This window comes from Marinomonas pollencensis (genome assembly GCF_003387375.1).
GTDB classification, from domain to species: Bacteria; Pseudomonadota; Gammaproteobacteria; order Pseudomonadales; family Marinomonadaceae; genus Marinomonas; species Marinomonas pollencensis.
Genome location: NZ_QUNG01000021.1, coordinates 18,417 through 35,843 on the forward strand (window position 1 = coordinate 18,417; position 17,427 = coordinate 35,843).

General features: G+C 46.0%; 8 protein-coding genes and 1 pseudogene. 1 reads left to right on the forward strand and 8 read right to left on the reverse strand.

Annotated elements, in window-relative coordinates:
• Positions 1-163: 163 nt before the first annotated feature.
• The 6 genes and pseudogenes from DFP81_RS18285 to DFP81_RS17645 all read right to left on the reverse strand — a co-directional run bounded on the left by DFP81_RS18285 (position 164) and on the right by DFP81_RS17645 (position 11,363).
• Positions 164-331 carry a hypothetical protein gene (locus tag DFP81_RS18285; protein ID WP_181903134.1) on the reverse strand — a complete coding sequence of 56 codons (168 nt, stop codon included), beginning with the start codon at positions 329-331 and terminating at the stop codon, positions 164-166.
• A gap of 855 nt (positions 332-1,186) precedes the next feature.
• Positions 1,187-1,726, reverse strand: coding sequence for a methyl-accepting chemotaxis protein (locus tag DFP81_RS18645; RefSeq protein WP_245959210.1), 540 nt, complete (start codon positions 1,724-1,726; stop codon positions 1,187-1,189).
• Positions 1,727-2,500 (reverse strand): annotated as a pseudogene (locus DFP81_RS18650) (PAS domain-containing protein); the annotation flags it as partial.
• Positions 2,501-2,549: 49 nt separating this feature from the next.
• A complete protein-coding gene (locus DFP81_RS17635; RefSeq protein ID WP_115899206.1) occupies positions 2,550-5,135 on the reverse strand; it encodes an EAL domain-containing protein in 2,586 nt (861 codons plus the stop codon).
• A 2,868-nt stretch (positions 5,136-8,003) separates the two neighbouring features.
• Entirely contained in the window at positions 8,004-9,896 is a 1,893-nt protein-coding gene (locus tag DFP81_RS17640) for a methyl-accepting chemotaxis protein (RefSeq protein WP_181903135.1), read from the reverse strand.
• 201 nt (positions 9,897-10,097) lie between these two features.
• Positions 10,098-11,363: a hypothetical protein gene (locus DFP81_RS17645; RefSeq protein WP_115899208.1), complete on the reverse strand. Its 1,266-nt coding sequence runs from the start codon at positions 11,361-11,363 to the stop codon at positions 10,098-10,100.
• Between the two features lie 941 nt (positions 11,364-12,304).
• Here DFP81_RS17645 and DFP81_RS18290 point away from each other — a divergent pair.
• The gene (locus tag DFP81_RS18290) at positions 12,305-12,469 is read left to right on the forward strand and encodes a hypothetical protein (protein ID WP_181903136.1); all 165 of its coding nucleotides are present in this window, start codon (positions 12,305-12,307) and stop codon (positions 12,467-12,469) included.
• Between the two features lie 1,102 nt (positions 12,470-13,571).
• Here DFP81_RS18290 and glmS read toward each other — a convergent pair.
• The gene (glmS, locus tag DFP81_RS17650) at positions 13,572-15,398 is read right to left on the reverse strand and encodes a glutamine--fructose-6-phosphate transaminase (isomerizing) (RefSeq protein ID WP_115899209.1); all 1,827 of its coding nucleotides are present in this window, start codon (positions 15,396-15,398) and stop codon (positions 13,572-13,574) included.
• Positions 15,399-15,466: 68 nt separating this feature from the next.
• Positions 15,467-16,828, reverse strand: a complete 1,362-nt coding sequence (gene glmU / locus DFP81_RS17655; RefSeq protein WP_115899210.1) for a bifunctional UDP-N-acetylglucosamine diphosphorylase/glucosamine-1-phosphate N-acetyltransferase GlmU — start codon at positions 16,826-16,828, stop codon at positions 15,467-15,469.
• Positions 16,829-17,427: the final 599 nt, after the last annotated feature.

Below are 17,427 nucleotides of genomic sequence, written 5' to 3' on the forward strand. Positions count from 1 at the left end.
AGGCTAAAGCCGCGACCTACAAGACCCAGACATAATCCGTCGGGTATCATCACGTTCCGTCGGATTACGCCTCGTTCCTCGTCTCATCCGACCTACGGTGGAAATGACGATATTTGGTTGCATCAAATTTATCGAGAATACCGCTGATCTTGTGGGTCGGTCTTTAGGCCGACGCGGAAGTGATGCCACAAGACACCTCAACGATCTTTGGCCACACCAAATCAATCGTGGAATACCGAGAGTTTCGTAGGGCATCATAAGCGAAGCGTAATGTGCCGATGGCCGCGTAGCGGACACAGTTAATACCACGATGTTTGGTTACCAAATCCATCGTGAATATCGCTGATCTTGTGGGGCTGCACTTGTAGGTTTGCCTTTAGGCGAATAACTGGAGATTTTATGTATCAATCATCGATGAAAGTCCAAACAACCGGTAACGCTCCATTGCAAAAACATCACTCTACTCACACGTGTCTCGCATGATTGGCTTTATTAGCACAGTGGCATTCGGGCTAAAGCCGCGACCTACAAGACCCAGTGCATAACCCCCTCCAACTCCCCCTTGAAGAAAAGGGGGAGAGCAAAGAGCAAGACCTGCTCCGTGGAATTCGTCACCTTCCGTCGGATTACGCCTCGTTCCTGGTCTCATCCGACCTACGGTGGAGATGACGATGTTTGGTCACACCAAATCCGTCGAGAATACCGCTGATCTTGTGGGTCGTCATACCTACAAGACCCAGTGCATAACCCCCTCCAGCTCCCCCTTGAAGAAAAGGGGGAGAGCTAAATGCAAGACCTACTCCGCTGTGGCTTGGAATAAGGGGGAGAGTAAAGAGCAAGACATAATCCGTCGGGTATCATCACCTTCCGTCGGATTACGCCTCGTTCCTCGTCTCATCCGACCTACGGTGGAGATGACGATGTTTGGTTACACCAAATCCATCGTGAATACCGCTGATCTTGTGGGTCATCATACCTACAAGACCCAGTGCATAACCCCCTCCAGCTCCCCCTTGAAGAAAAGGGGGAGAGCAAAGAGCAAGACCTGCTCCGCTGTGGCTTGGAATAAGGGGGAGAGCAAAGAGCAAGACCTGCTCCGGCGGGTATCATCACGTTCCGTCGGATTACGCCTCGTTCCTCGTCTCATCCGTTCTACGGTGAAGACGAGGGTGAATGGGGGTTGGTTTTAGAGTGAGTCTCTGAATTTGCCGACGGCGTCGACGACTTCTCTTGCGCCTTGTTGTATGTCGTTCATGACGTTGCCGGCTTCATTTGACAGTTTTAAGGCGGTTTGGGCGCTTTCTAGGCTGGATTCGATTAGTGCGACGGCATTTTCTGTCAGTTGTTTGTTTTCAGAAACCACTTCTATGATTTGCTCTGTGGCGGTGCTGGTTCTTGAGGCCAGTTGGCGTACTTCGTCTGCGACGACGGCAAAGCCTCTGCCTTGTTCACCCGCGCGGGCTGCTTCTATCGCTGCGTTCAATGCCAGTAGGTTGGTTTGGTCTGCTATGCCTTTTATGTTGCCGACCAGTTCAGACACCTTGTTGGATTGTGCGTCTAGCGCGTAGATGCCTTTACTGGCGTCTTCCATGCGCTGAGAAAGGCTGGACATGGTGTCTATGGTAGAGTGAATAACTTTGATCCCGGCGGCGGCATCTGAGTCGGTTTTACCCGAGATGTCGTAGGCAATATCGGAAGTTTTCGAGGTGGCTATCTCTCGTTCCATTTGCTCTGTGATGACGGTGGCAAATTTGACGACTTTATAAAGTTTGCCTGTTTCATCATGTATCGGGTTATAGCTGGCTTCTAGCCACACTAGGTTTCCGTTGCGGTCGAGGCGTTTAAAACGACCAGAGACATAGTCTCCAGCGGCCAGTTTTTTCCAAAAATCGATGTATTCTTGAGACTCGGCTTCTTCTGGCGTACAAAACATTCTGTGGTGCTGGCCGATGATTTCGTCTCGGCTATAACCCACGCCTTTGAGGAAGTTGTCATTCGCCGCCAGAACAATGCCATTCAGAGAAAATTCAATCACTGCAGAAGAGCGACTCAGCGCAAGCAGCATGTCTTCTTTTTCTCTCGAAAGGGTAATGGTTCTTGTCAGTTCGGTGGAGTAAACGCTAAATTCTTCCAGCTGTCCGCCTTTGCCTTTTTTCGGCTGAATAATGCTTCTGTGCCAGCCTTCGCTCTGATCTTTTTGTATGATCTGCAGGGCACCATGCCAATGTTTGCCTTGTTGAATGGCTTCCTGCATGCGTTGATAATGTGGTTTATCTTTGGATTTCGCGACTAACAGCTTCTCAAAGTGAATGCCGACTATGTCGCTTTCACGGTAGCCTGTGGCTTGGTAAAAGTTTTGATTGGCGCTAACAACGATGCCTTTTGCATCCATGTTAAAGTTGATCATTTCTTCTTGAAGGTCTTTTCGCATATCTTTAAAAAGCGCGACTTCTTCTTCAAGCTCTTGAATGCGCGACAAGTATTTGTTTTTAAAAAGCATTATGTCTATCTCCAGCACTAGCCTTTAGCGTGAATATTTTGTATCCGCTTTAGGATTCAAGATCAGAAATCAACGACTCTGACTCTTGGGGTTTGTTAACGGGAATATTATGCATCCATGCTTCAATTTCTACTGAATTTAACGGTTTTGAAAACAAGAACCCTTGTGCTACATGATAGCCTTGATTCTTTAGGATTTTATATTGCCCTTGGTGCTCGATACCTTCTGCTACTACGTCTAAATTAAGGCTCTCGCCTATTTGTAATACGGCTTTACTCAAGGCTCTGCCAGTTGCGCTTTGTTCTAATTCATTGACAAAACTTTTGTCGAGCTTAAGCTCTTTGATCGGGATACGTCGTAAATAGCTAAGCCCTGAATAGCCCGTGCCGAAATCATCAATCGAGAAGCCAACACCTTGCTGATGAATATCATGCAAGACCTTCATGGTATTTGGGTTGGTGTCTAAAAAGACCCCTTCTGTGAGCTCTAATGTAATGTCCGATGCTTTAAGATTGTGTGAATCTAACTCCGACATAATAACATTACACAGGTCCATATTATGGAAGTTTATCGGTGATAGATTGACCGAGATAGAAAGAATCGCAACGCCCTTATTACGCCAAATGGCCATTTGCTGGCAGGCTGAGCGCAGCGCCCAATTACTCAGATCTCCGATCAAGCCGCACTCCTCTGCAAGTGGAATAAACTTACCTGGAGACACGGAGCCAAACTTAGGATGATACCATCTGGCTAGTGCTTCTACGCCATAAAGCGAGCCGTCTTTCATGTTGATTTGTGGCTGATAAGCTAATTCTAAGTCACCGTTTTCTATGGCTTTTTGTAGCTCTATCTCTAGTTCCTGACGCTCTTGTGCAAGCTGGTTTAGCTCATGGCTGAAAAACGCAAAGCGCCCTTTGCCTGAGGTTTTTGCTTGATACATGGCCATGTCAGCACGATGTATTAAGGTACCAATGTCGCGTCCGTCGTCTGGGTAAGTACTCACCCCGATACTAACGGACGGCGATACTTTTAGCCCAGGCAGTTGCACAGGTTCTGCAATGCATTGTTTTAATTCTTCAATATAGTTATTGAGCTTAGCTTGGGTTTTGTATTTTGTAATCACCACAAACTCGTCTCCCGACAACCGGCCGGCAATATCACTGTCTGCGCATTTTTGGCTGATGCGCGCAGCGACTTTTTGTAAGAAAAGGTCGCCTGCGGGATGGCCTGCGGAGTCGTTGATTTGCTTGAATCTGTCCATATCCAAAAACAACACGGCCAATGTTTGCTGCGCAGCTTCTACTGCTCTTAGGGCGTGTTCTGCTTCTGCATGAAGTAGGCTGCGGTTTGGTAATTTGGTTAAGCTGTCGTAGTACGCGAGATGGCGTATGTCTTGGCGCTGTTTCTCACGCTCGATGGCCAATCCACACAAAGGGGATAGCACACTGATTAACAACTGGTCGATCTCAGAAGGCTCTTGGTGCTCTTTACGATAAAAGGCGATCACGCCAATCGCCTCTCCGCCCTTACTTTTAATCGGCGAAGACCAGCAGCTCTTTATGCCCAATGGAAGTATGCGGTCTTTATAATCTGCCCAAAGTGGATCGCTGGCGATGTCTGCGGCCAATACGGCCTGTTGCCGATAGGCGGCAGTGCCAGAAGACGCCGCGCCTTCGCCAATGCGAATGCCACTTAATGTTTTTCGGTAATCTAATGGCAACGCGGGTGCGGCTAACAGTTGAAGCCGCTGCTCTTCATCTACCCTTAGAATGGCTGGAATAATGCTGTTGTCTACTCGGCTTATTTCCCTACAAGCCACTTCCATAATCACTTCCAGTGGCTTATCTTTGGCGATCGCACCTAGAATGTTAGCGTGCAGCACTTCGTGGAGTTTTGTTGCGGTAATCTCAGACATAACGGTGACAATATTAGTCAGCTCTCCTGCGTCGTTAAACACAGGGTTTGCCATGACCGAGCACCATACTTCTCGGCCATCTTTGGTTAACGCTGGCGCTTCTAGCTTTACCGCCTCGCCTTTTTGTAAGCTTGCTCGGATCGCGGCAACCTTATTGCCATAAGCCACAGGGGAAATCACAGAGATAGGAGAGCGACCGAGAATATCCGCTTCTTGATAGCCCAAAATATTAGAGAAGCCTTTATTGATATACACCACATTCCATTGGCTGTCGGTAATAAAAATGGCGTTATCGGTTTTGTCTGTCACCAAAGACAGCATTTCGATACGCTTACGCTGGACAACCATTTCGGTAACATCTTTAACAAATGCGGTATAAAGGATTTTGCCGTCTACTTCGACTTTGGAAATGGAAAAGGAACCCCATTTTATTGAGCCATCTTTACGAACAATCTCAATATCTCGGCTCATTCCCACGATTTTATTAACCCCGGTTTCCCGGTTGGCATTTACATATTTATCATGGTTTGGCTTGATATTATCAGGCACAAGAATTTTGACATTTTTTCCCATCACTTCGTCATGAGAAAAACCCCATAGATTCTCCGCCGCTTTGTTATAAAGAATAATATTATTTCTGGAGTCTATAACAACGACCCCATCCATGGCTTGCTCTAATGTTTGAACAAAAAGGTTAGATAGGTGTTCCTTGGCTGGCATAAATCCTCTGCTCTCATGAAATCAAAACTTGTATTTTGTAACCGCCTACTTTTTCCAATCGATACGCTTAAACAGGCAATATACAAGACCTGACTTCACTATTTTAGGCAGACTTTAGATATTTTTACACAGTTTTCAATTAATTAGAATCAAAAGAAGCTAGCTGTTTACAGTAACACTGTGCTTAACCTAGCTCAATATTATTAAAAATCGTGACAAAATTACTATTAATATATTTTATAACGAGTAGAAAATCAGCAAAAATCATAAAAGTAAAAAATTAACATTGATTAATAAAACAGTAGAAAACAACAAACACCGTCATTGGCTGATGACCACTTTGCCAATAAAACCAAACAACATACAAAAACTAGGCGCAGCCAAATAGCCTTATTCTTGTGGGCTTGGCTTTAGCCCGAATGCCACTGTGCTAATAAAGCCAATCATGCGAGACACCTGTGAGTAGAGTGATGCTATTTACAAACGAGCATCACCTGCTATTTGGACTTTCACCGATGATTGATACATAAAATCTCCAGTTATTCGCCTAAAGGCAAACCTACAAGTGCAGCCCCACAAGACCGCGTTATTCACGATGAATTTGAGGTGGCCAAACATCGTCGGATTAAACTATGCCCGCTGCGCGGCCAGCGGCACATTACGCTTCGCTTATGATGCCCTACGAAAACCGCGGTATTCTCTATGAATATGATATAACCAAATACCGTTATTTCTACCGTAGGTCGGATGAGACGAGGTACGAGGCGTAATCCGACGGAACGAGACGAATTCCACGGAGCAGGTCTTGCTCTTTGCTCTCCCCCTTTTCTTCAAGGGGGAGCTGGAGGGGGTTATCCACCGGGTCTTGTAGGTCGCGGCTTTAGCCCGAATACCACTGTGCTAATAAAGCCAATCATGCGAGACACCTGTGATTAGAGTGATGTTTTTGCAATGGAGCGTTACCGGTTGTTTGGACTTTCACCGATGATTGATACATAAAATCTCCAGTTATTCGCCTAAAGGCAAACCTACAAGTGCAGCCCCACAAGACCAGCGGTATTCTCTATGAATATGATGTAACCAATCATCGTCATTTCCACCGTAGGTCGGATGAGACGAGGTACGAGGCGTAATCCGACGGAACGTGGTGATACAAAATACCCTCATAGGCGAGTTGGGTGGATCTAATATGTCCGCTGCGCGGCCAGCGGCACATTACGCTTCGCTTATGATGCCCTACGAAACCCACGGTATTCTCGATGAATTTAGTGACCAAATATCGTCATTTCCACCGTAGGTCGGATGAGACGAGGTACGAGGCGTAATCCGACGGAACGAGACGAACCCCACGGAGCAGGTCTTGCTCTTTGCTCTCCCCCTTTTCTTCAAGGGGGAGCTGGAGGGGGTTATGCACTGGGTCTTGTAGGTCGCGGCTTTAGCCCGAATGCCACTGTGCTAATAAAGCCAATCATGCGAGACACCTGTGAGTAGAGTGATGTTTTTGCAATGGAGCGTCACCTGTTATTGCGACTTTCACCGATGATTGATACATAAAATCTCCAGTTATTCGCCTAAAGGCAAACCTACAAGTGCAGCCCCACAAGACCAGCGGTATTCTCTATGAATATGATGTAACCAATCATCGTCATTTCCACCGTAGGTCGGATGAGACGAGAACGAGGCGTAATCCGACGAAACGAGACGAATTCCACGGAGCAGGTCTTGTTCTTTGCTCTCCCCCTTTTCTTCAAGGGGGAGCTGGAGGGGGTTATGCACTGGGTCTTGTAGGTCGCGGCTTTAGCCCGAATGCCACTGTGCTAATAAAGCCAATCATGCGAGACACCTGTGAGTAGAGTGATGCTATTTACAAACGAGCATCACCTGCTATTTGGACTTTCACCGATGATTGATACATAAAATCTCCAGTTATTCGCCTAAAGGCAAACCTACAAGAGACCGCGTTATTCCGCGATGGATTTGAGGTTGCCAAACATCGTTGGATTAAACTGTGTCCGCTGCGCGGCCAACGGCACATTACGCTTCGCTTATGATGCCCTACGAAGACCGCTCCATCACTAATGGATTTGATGTAATCAAACATCGTTGAGGTGTCTTGTTACATCACTTCCGCGTCGGCCTAAAGACCGACCCACAAGATCAGCGGAATTCTCGATGAATATGATGTAACCAAATATCGTTATTTCTACCGTAGGTCGGATGAGACGAGGAACGAGGCGTAATCCGACGAAACGAGACGAATTCCACGGAGCAGGTCTTGCTCTTTGCTCTCCCCCTTTTCTTCAAGGGGGAGCTGGAGGGGGTTATGCACTGGGTCTTGTAGGTCGCGGCTTTAGCCCGAATGCCACTGTGCTAATAAAGCCAATCATGCGAGACACCTGTGATTAGAGTGATGCTATTTACAAACGAGCATCAACTGCTATTTGGACTTTAACCCACATTTGAGACATCCAATCTCCAGTTATTCGCCTAAAGGCAAACCTACAAGTGCAGCCCCACAAGACCAGCGGTATTCACGATGGATTTGAGGTGGCCAAACATCGTCGGATTAAACTGTGTCCGCTGCGCGGCCAGCGGCACATTACACTTCGCTTATGATGCCCTACGAAGACCGCTCCATCACTAATGGATTTGATGTAATCAAACATCGTTGAGGTGTCTTGTGACATCACTTCCGCGTCGGCCTAAAGACCGACCCACAAGATCAGCGGTATGCTCGATGAATTTGGTGGCCAAACATCGTTGGATTAAACTGTGTCCGCTGCGCGGCCAGCGGCACATTACGCTTCGCTTATGATGCCTTACGAAGCCCCGCACTAGCGCTAATGCGGGGGGATTTTCGGGTTTGGGTTAGAGTACGAATTTGCCGACTTCGTTGTCTAATTCTGCGGTCATGTGGTTCATTTCTATCACTAGTTTTTGGGTTGCTTGTGAGACTTCTGCAATTTGCTCTGATGAGGCTTTCACGTTAGAGGTGGAGCGTTGCACTTCTTCTGTTGCGCAGCTTTGTTCTTCAACGGCGGCGGCAACTTGCAGGTTCATGTCGGTGATTGTCTGTATTTGTTTCGAGACGGCTTCGAGCACGGTTTGTGTTGCTAAGAAGGTCGAGGTCGCATTGGTGGATTTATCCAGACCGCTGCCCATTGAGTCGACGGCTTTTTTGGAAATAGTCTGTAATGACTCAATCATGTTTTGGATTTCGTCTGTTGATTCTTTAGTACGTTGCGCTAAGCCCCTCACTTCATCTGCTACGACGGCAAAACCTCGGCCGTGTTCACCTGCTCTGGCGGCTTCAATGGCGGCATTCAAAGCCAATAAATTCGTTTGCTCAGAAATGCCTCGAATTACCTCTAATATACTGCCAATCTGGACGCTGTTTTCTTCCATTTCTTTGATGATAGTAGAAGCGCCTGTCAGCTCACCATTCACTTCCTTTAAAAGATCTGCGGTGCTGAGCATGTTCGCCATGCCATCTTGCGTTTGTGTAACAGAGGCTTGCGCTGAGTCGGCAGTACTGGTGGCAGTATTTGCGATTTCTTTTACGGTTGAAGCCATCTGGTCGACTGCCACAGCTATTTGATCTGTATCGGATTTTTGCTTATTAATCGATTGGCCTGTTTCGTCTGTCTGCTGTCCTAGTTGGTTGGCAATTTGATTCAGCTTTGTTGAAAGACTGGAGACTTGGATCATAATGCCGTGAACTTTATCCAGAAACAGGTTGAAGCTACTAGAAAGCTGCCCTATTTCATCTTGGCTACGTACTTCTAATCGTTTTGTCAGGTTCCCTTCACCTTGCGCTAACTCAGTCGCTGCCCGCTGTAACGAATAGATGGGAGTCAGTATGCTTTTTGCCGTTACTGTGGTGATGATAATCATGACGATCACTAGACCGATAATGACGACCATAAGGGTAAATAAATAGCCACTAAACAAAGCAAAAGTGCTGGCGTTATTAGCCGCTTGCTCCTCGGAGAATTCATTTTCCAGCGCGACTATTTTCTCTTTCAGATCGTTTGATATACGATCTAGAACAAGGGTTTTATCGTGTATTTGATTGACGTTAGCCCTCACCGTCAGCAAATCTTTCTTACCCTGCTTAGGCCCTTCTACAAACGGAGTGCCACTCAATAGCTCAATGTTGCGCTCTGCGTCTTGAAGACTGGATGCAATGAATTTTTGCAACTCGGGCAATAAGTCTGGCTGGTATTTGAAATTCGCCAACAGATATTTAAACTGATACATGCTGGCCATAAAATGTACACTACCACTGGCCGCTTTTAACCTGTCATCTTGATAGGTGATTTTATTATTACGCAGGTCATCTAGCGTGTCATGGGTATCATCATCGGCTTTGTTATAGCGCGCATCAATAAGGGAAAAGTTGTTTTGCTCAAGGCCTGCAACCTCGATTTTAATTTGCTGGTATTCTTTAAGGCGGTTGTCTATTTCTTCTAGGCGAGTCTGTATTGCTGGACGATTTTGCAAACGGGCAGAAAACGTTTCAATTTTAGCGCCCAACTCGTTTAATGAGGTGGAGCCCATAAAATAGTCATTTAATGACTGGGATAAATCAATCGCGGTGTTTCTATTTTCTGTGACTTGTTGCTGAACTTGAGTCGCATGACTCACTTGTTGGTTGCCATTAAAATTAAAATAGATCACCGCGAGCATTAAAATAAGCAGCAGCACAATAGGCAGGTACACTCGTGCTTTTATGTTCATATTGGCAAATCTGTTGATCATCTTCTTCCCATCTAAATCCGCTATCACTAAAGAAAACCACTCACCTCTCATGGTAAAGGTTTTGGGCTTGTCCAGCAAAGAATAGTTGTTATAAGCCGACACCGCCTAGCACTATGATAAACGAAGCCTTGCACTCTGCGCACTCCACTAGGATAAGCCTAGACAAGGCGTCGCGCATAATACAAGGCTCATTTTTTAAGGTTAGAATTTATAGTTCAGTGAGGTACGTAGCACTGTCATATCATCAGTATCTACATCTTGATCGTAATCCATGTAAGACAATTGAACTATGGTTGATAAGCCCTTGATTGATGCAGGTTTATAATTTACTTGCAAAGAGGCTTCATAGCCGCCGTCTAGGTCGTTATCTATGCTGTTTTTAATGCCTTCATCACTTTGTTTATAGCTTGTGTAACCTACTCTTGTGAACAAACCTGGCACATCAAAGTTGTAATCTACCGCAATGGAAGTGGCCTTCAAACCGGCAAATACTTCTGGCGTTAAGCCTGGGCTGTAAGCTCGAAACATTGGCACGTGACCAAGTGAGCCGGGGAAGTTAGCGGCATCGTCAACTGAGGTATAAGCAAGCTGAACCCCTATGCCGTCAAACGTTTTCTTCACTCGTGCTCCCCAATAGCCAGTGTCTGCACTGTCGTCAAAATTAGCCGACAAGTTTTTCGCACCCAGCTCCCATGTACTGTCTGGTATTTTATAAGTTAAGCCTAGGAAGCTTGTATCATAATCGTGAGCATTTACATCCGCCGGTGGATCACCCACCCCTTCATCATTGTTGTTGGACAGCCATTGCGCTTCGATGTTTAACCCTTCGATACTGTTATTATTCAAGTATAAAGAAACCAAAGGGTTATCAAACTCCTTAGTCGCTTCAGTAATCGAACCTTCATTATCATCGCCGTAGCGCCTGTTCCACTTACTGATATACATGAAGCGTAAATCTGTCTTATTAAAGTCCTTATTCTGAATAACCAGGGCATCATACGTGTCTTGCATGGGGTACATACCATCGGTCATCACTAACGGGGAAACCAAACTCTGACGACCAAAGCGGACACGTGTATCCGTTATTGTTTTATCAAAATCATATTGTAAAAAAGCATGATACAAACTGGTCGCATCTGTGGTGACACGGCGGTCATTTTCACCGCCAACAAAAGAGGATACATCATTACTTTGCAGTCCCCAGTCATAACCAGATTGCGCACCGAGGCCTAATGTGAAACCGTAATAAGCACCTGTTAGATAATCTAAAGTGATCGCAGAACCAAGTGATTTGGCATTATTGAATGGTCCAGATGCTTTCGCATCGGTTTGTGTAGCAAGCCCTAAGGTATTTCTAATTTCACCAGTGAAAGTACCTCCAGAAAGTGCTTCTTGTAAATTCTCAGCTTGTGCACTCGCACAAACCGTCCCCAAAGAGACGAGCATAATGACGGGTATTTTTTTCATTTTAAACAACCTTGTTATTATTATTTGAGTTATTTCCTCTTTAATAGAGGGTAAAAATATTTTTATTCACACCTTTGTTAATTCAAAAACAAACAAACTTATCCCCCATAAAAACATAAAAATGTATTTTTATTTTTTAAATAGAAAAGTCATTCCAATTGCGACCAAAGGATAATGGTTTATTTAATCTAACGAATCAATCTTGATAAAATATGGGCTAAACTTGGCATTTTTTGGGCGCCGATTATCTAAACCACTGATTAAAAATGGTTTTTTAATCCTTAAAAGATAGATTTTCGAGAATTCATAAAATATGACGCATAATTCATTTTTGTGACTTCATGATTCGTTTTATGCAAAAGGTATAAATATCGTTCACAATTTAAAGCCAAAGATAAAATAAACCTTCATCGCAGTTATTGATAAAAATAAGACATCAGCGCCGTTGTTTTTATTAGATTAAGATGGGGCACCTATCGCGTTTAATTGGCTCGTTTATTCCGTGGCATTTACCGCTCTTTTTTCAAGGTAAGAAAAACTACAAGACCCAGAGCACAACCCCCTCCAGCTCCCCCTTGAAGAAAAGGGATAGAGCAAAGAGCAAGCCCCAGAGCATAACCCCCTCCAGCTCCCCCTTGAAGAAAAGGGGGAGAGCAAAGAGCAAGACATACTCCGTGGAAATCGTCATGTTCCGTCGGATTACGCCTCGTTCCTCGTCTCATCCGACCTACGGTAGAAATAACGGTATTTGGTTATATCATATTCATCGAGAATACCGTGGGCTTCGTAGGGCATCATAAGCGAAGCGTAATGTGCCGATGGCCGCGCAGCGGACACAATTCAATACAACGGCGATTGTTGCACCAAATCCATCATGAATACCGCTGATCTTGTGGGACTGCACTTGTAGGTTTGCCTTTAGGCGAATAACTGGAGAATGGATGTCTCAAATGTGGGTTAAAGTCGAAATGACAGGTGACGCTCGGTTTGTAAAAACATCGGGAATCATCACGCTCCGTCGGATTACGCCTCGTACCTCGCCTCATCCGACCTACGGTAGAAATAACGATATTTGGTTAGATCAAATTCGTTGGGAACACCGCTGACCTTGTGGGTCGTCATACCTAAAAAAGAGCGGCCGACGCGGAAGTGATGCTGATCATGAGGGTCACGTTTGTCGCACGTGTCTCGCATGATTGGCTTTATTAGCATAGTGGTATTCGGGCTAAAGCCGCGACCTACAAGACCTAGACATAATCCGTCGGGTATCACCACCTTCCGTCGGATTACGCCTCGTTCCTCGTCTCATCCGACCTACGGTAGAAATAACGATATTTGGTGCATCAGATTCTACGAGGGTAGTGATGTTTGATTACATCAAATCCATCGTGAATACCGCGGTCTTCGTAGGGCATCATAAGCGAAGCGTAATGTGCCGATGGCCGCGCAGCGGACACAGTTCAATACAACGGCGATTGTTGCACTAAATCCATCGAGCATACCGCCAATCTTGTGGGGCTGCACTTGTAGGTTTGCCTTTAGGCGAATAACTGGAGATTGGACGATTCTAAATATAGGTTAAAGTCGAAATGACAGGTGACGCTCGGTTTGTAAAAACATCGGGAATCATCACGCTCCGTCGGATTACGCCTCGTTCCTCGTCTCATCCGACCTACTGTAGAAATAACGATATTTGATACACCAAATCCGTCGAGAACACCGCTGACCTTGTGGGTCTGCCTTTAGGCGAATAACTGGAGATTTTATGTATCAATCATCGGTGAAAGTCCAAATAGCAGGTGACGCTCGTTTGTAAATAGCATCACTCTAATCACAGGTGTCTCGCATGATTGGCTTTATTAGCACAGTGGCATTCGGGCTAAAGCCGCGACCTACAAGACCCAGTGCATAACCCCCTCCAGCTCCCCCTTGAAGAAAAGGGGGAGAGCAAAGAGCAAGACATACTCCGTGGAAATCATCACGCTCCGTCGGATTACGCCTCGTTCCTCGTCTCATCCGACCTACTGTAGGGATGATGGTAATTGGTGCATCAAATTCGACGAGGGTAGTGATGTTTGGTTAGATCAAATTCGTTGGGAATACCAAGGGGGTCGTAGGGCATCATAAGCGAAGCGTAATGTGCCGATGGCCGCGTAGCGGACACAGTTCATCGATATCAAGGGGCAGGTATCTGCCCCTTGAGTTGCGTTATTCGACGGTAACGGATTTGGCGAGGTTTCTTGGCTGATCTACGTCTGTGCCTTTAACGACAGCAACATGATAAGACAGAAGTTGCAGCGGAATAGTGTGAACGATAGGTTCTAGTATTTCTTCGACTTTTGGCACTTCTGTGAAGATGATGTTGTCTTCGTTGTGAAGGTTGGTGCTGCGGTCTGCGAAAACATAGAGCTCTCCACCACGGGCAGCCACTTCTTGCATGTTAGATTTTAGTTTATCCAGCATGTCATTATGCGGCACCATGGTGATGATTGGCATGTTTTCATCTACCAAGGCTAATGGCCCATGTTTCAATTCACCTGCTGGGTAAGCTTCGGCATGAATATAGGAGATTTCCTTCAGCTTCAGCGCACCTTCTAGCGCAATCGGGTACATGGCGCCACGCCCTAAAAATAGTGCGTGTTGTTTGTTGGCGAAGCGGTCCGATACTTTTTGAATGTGTTCGTCTTGTAATAAGGCGGCATTCACATAAGCTGGCAGCGAGCGCATGGCTTGCACCAAGGCGCTTTCTTTCTCGGCGGATAAACCTTTTTCGACAGCAATGGCAACACTGGTGATTAACAAAGCCGTTAACTGTGTCGTGAAAGCTTTGGTGGAGGCAACACCAATTTCTGCACCTGCGTTGGTCAATAATGTTAGCGCAGATTCTCGTACTAAGGTGCTTGATGGCACATTACAAATAGCGAGCGTGGTTAGGTAGCCTTGCTCTTTGGCTTTACGCAATGCGGCGAGTGTGTCGGCGGTTTCACCAGATTGAGACAGCGTCAGGAACAAGGTATTTTTTGGCACCGCAACATTGCGGTAACGGTATTCACTGGCAACTTCTACAGCGCACGGTACACCGGCGAGGTCTTCGATCCAATATTTGGCCACTAACCCTGCATGATAACTGGTACCACAAGCCACGATATGAACATTCTCCACTTCTTTTAAGAAGTCTGAGTCTGCACCGAAACAGCTTGTTAGTACTTTATTCTCACTGATGCGACCTTCTAAACAAGCGTTAATCACTTTAGGTTGCTCGTAGATTTCTTTCATCATGTAATGACGAAATTCACCTTTATCAGTGGCGTCAACATTGTGGTTAAACACACTCACTGGACGCGCTTGCGGTTCGCCTTGTTGATCATAAATCACCACTTCATCGCGCGTTACCTCTACCACATCGCCTTCTTCCAGGAAGATGAATTGGTCTGTCACATGCAATAAAGCAAGTTGATCGGAAGCAACAAAGTTTTCTTCAATACCAACACCCACAACCAGCGGGCTACCTTTACGGGCTGCCACAAAGCGCTCTTTGTCAGCGTGATTCACTACGGCAATAGCAAACGCACCTTCCAATTGGGCCAATGTCGCTTGCACCGCTTTTAGTAAGTCTGGTTGCGTTTTTAGTTCGTTGTGGATCAGGTGAACAATCACTTCGGTGTCTGTTTCTGATTTGAACACGTAGCCTTGTGCTTTTAATTGAGCGCGCAAAGTTTCGTGGTTCTCAATAATGCCGTTGTGCACTAATGCTAGGTCATCACCAGAGCTGTGTGGATGAGCGTTGTTTTCTGTTGGCTTACCATGGGTTGCCCAGCGAGTGTGTGCAATACCCATTGTGCCATCAAGCGGCTCAGCAGCGAATTTGTCTTTCAGCGCTTGCACCTTGCCTACGGCACGGTGAGAGAAAACGCCTTGCTCATTATTGATCGCAATACCTGACGAATCATAACCTCGATACTCAAGACGGCTTAACCCTTCAATCAGGATTTTTGATACATTACGGCGCGCAATCGCCCCTACTATTCCACACATGTGTTTGATCCTTTCGATTCTGTGACTTAAAAGGAGCCTTGGCTCTTTTTAATAACTCGCCTATTTCGCTATTTTTTTGTCGGTTTTGGCCAGTTGTCTTTTGTTGTTTGTCGCGCTCGCCCTACAGCCAGCTGATTTTCGGTGACATTTTTGGTGATCGTTGAACCTGCCGCGATGGTAGCGCCAGCGGCAATGTTCACTGGGGCAACTAATGCCGAGTTAGAGCCAATGAACACATTATCGGCAACCTGCGTCTGATGTTTATTCACCCCATCGTAGTTACAGGTAATGGTGCCGGCACCTACATTCACTCCGGCCCCCATTTGTGTATCGCCGATGTAGCTTAAGTGATTTACCTTGCTGCCTGTGCCAATTATGGCTCTTTTGGTTTCTACAAAATTGCCGATTTTTGCTTTGTTCGCTAGTTGAGTTCCTGGGCGCAGTCGAGCAAAAGGTCCAATATCGCAGTTTTCACCTACTTGGCTGTCATCAATCAAGGTATTGCTTTTGATGATGGTGCCGTTGCCAATCGTGCAGTTGTTAAGGTGGCAATTTGGCCCGATCTCAACGTCATCACCGATCACTACTTTGCCTTCAAAAACGCAGTTAATATCGATCACAACGTCTTGGCCAGTCTGCAACTCGCCACGCACATCAATGCGTGAAGGGTCTAATAAAGTGGCACCATTTCTCATCAAGTCGTCGGCTTGTTGGCGTTGTAGAACTCTTTCTAGTGCCGCTAATTGTAGTCTATCGTTGACGCCAGACACTTCCGCTTCTGACCCTGGCTGCACAGTGACTATCTCCACCCCATCACGGGCCGCCATGGCGATAATGTCAGTCAGGTAATATTCCTGCTGGGCGTTATTATTTGTCAGTGCAGCCAACCATGTTTGCAGGTGCGCGTTAGGTGCGAGCAAGATACCGGTATTTACTTCTTGGATTTTCAACTCTTCGTCGTTGGCGTCTTTTTGCTCAACAATAGCAGTCACTTGGTTGTCTGCATTACGCACAATACGCCCATAGCCAGTTGGATTATCCAGTGTGACTGTCAGCAGTACCAAGGTATTTGGTGTTGATAATGCTGTCATTTTTTCTAACGTATCGGCTTGAATTAAAGGCACATCACCATACAAGGTGAGCGTCGAACCATTTTCTTGTAGATGCGGGGCTACGCGCTTTAGTGCATCGCCAGTTCCTTGTGGGTCGTTTTGCCACACAATATTGGCCGAAAAATCCTGACATTTTTCTGCGACCTGCTCACCTTGGTGTCCCACAATCAGATGCAAGGCAGCATTAGGCAGCCCACTTGCAACGGTTAATACCCTGCGCACCATGGACATACCACCCACTGCGTGCAGTACCTTAGGAAGCTTAGATTTCATGCGGCTGCCTTTACCAGCAGCAAGGATAACAATATCCTGAGTCATTAGATCGTCCTTGTATTCGGCGTCTATAAAATGGAATGTAAAGAATAACGTCTATTAGACCTTGAGAGCGTTTACACCTCAACCACAATTGTCAAAAATAAAATGACAATTAAATAATTTTAAGCATAAGCGCATTTATTATAGATATCCGCGATGAGTAATAAGCCAATCAAACAGAGGTGGGGTGACCGTAGAATGAAACGAGGAAAGTGATGATTTCAACTAGACGGATTTGGTGTAATCATACATCGTCATTTCCACCGTAGGTCGGATGAGACGAGGAACGAGGCGTAATCCGACGGAACGGGATGAATTCCACGGAGCAGGTCTTGCTCTTTGCTCTCCCCCTTTTCTTCAAGGGGGAGCTGGAGGGGGTTATGCTCTGGGTTTTGTTGGTTTGCTTACCTTGAAAAAAGAGCGACCAAAGACCACTGTGCTAATAAAACTAAAGATACGAGACACGTGATTAAAGTGATGTTTTTTTACAAACCGAGCGTCACCTGTCATTTCGACTTTAACCCACATTTGAGGCATCCATTCTCCAGTTATTCGCCTAAAGGCAAACCTACAAGTGCAGCCCCACAAGATCAGCGGTATTC

Bases quoted from the DNA above. Each gene is read 5' to 3' on its own strand.
- DFP81_RS17640 (WP_181903135.1), bottom strand. From the start codon at position 9,896: ATGATCAACAGATTTGCCAATATGAACATAAAAGCACGAGTGTACCTG.
- glmS (WP_115899209.1), bottom strand. From the start codon at position 15,398: ATGTGTGGAATAGTAGGGGCGATTGCGCGCCGTAATGTATCAAAAATC.
- DFP81_RS18290 (WP_181903136.1), top strand. From the start codon at position 12,305: ATGTCTCAAATGTGGGTTAAAGTCGAAATGACAGGTGACGCTCGGTTT.
- DFP81_RS18645 (WP_245959210.1), bottom strand. From the start codon at position 1,726: ATGGAACGAGAGATAGCCACCTCGAAAACTTCCGATATTGCCTACGAC.
- DFP81_RS17635 (WP_115899206.1), bottom strand. From the start codon at position 5,135: ATGCCAGCCAAGGAACACCTATCTAACCTTTTTGTTCAAACATTAGAG.
- glmU (WP_115899210.1), bottom strand. From the start codon at position 16,828: ATGACTCAGGATATTGTTATCCTTGCTGCTGGTAAAGGCAGCCGCATG.
- DFP81_RS17645 (WP_115899208.1), bottom strand. From the start codon at position 11,363: ATGAAAAAAATACCCGTCATTATGCTCGTCTCTTTGGGGACGGTTTGT.
- DFP81_RS18285 (WP_181903134.1), bottom strand. From the start codon at position 331: ATGGATTTGGTAACCAAACATCGTGGTATTAACTGTGTCCGCTACGCG.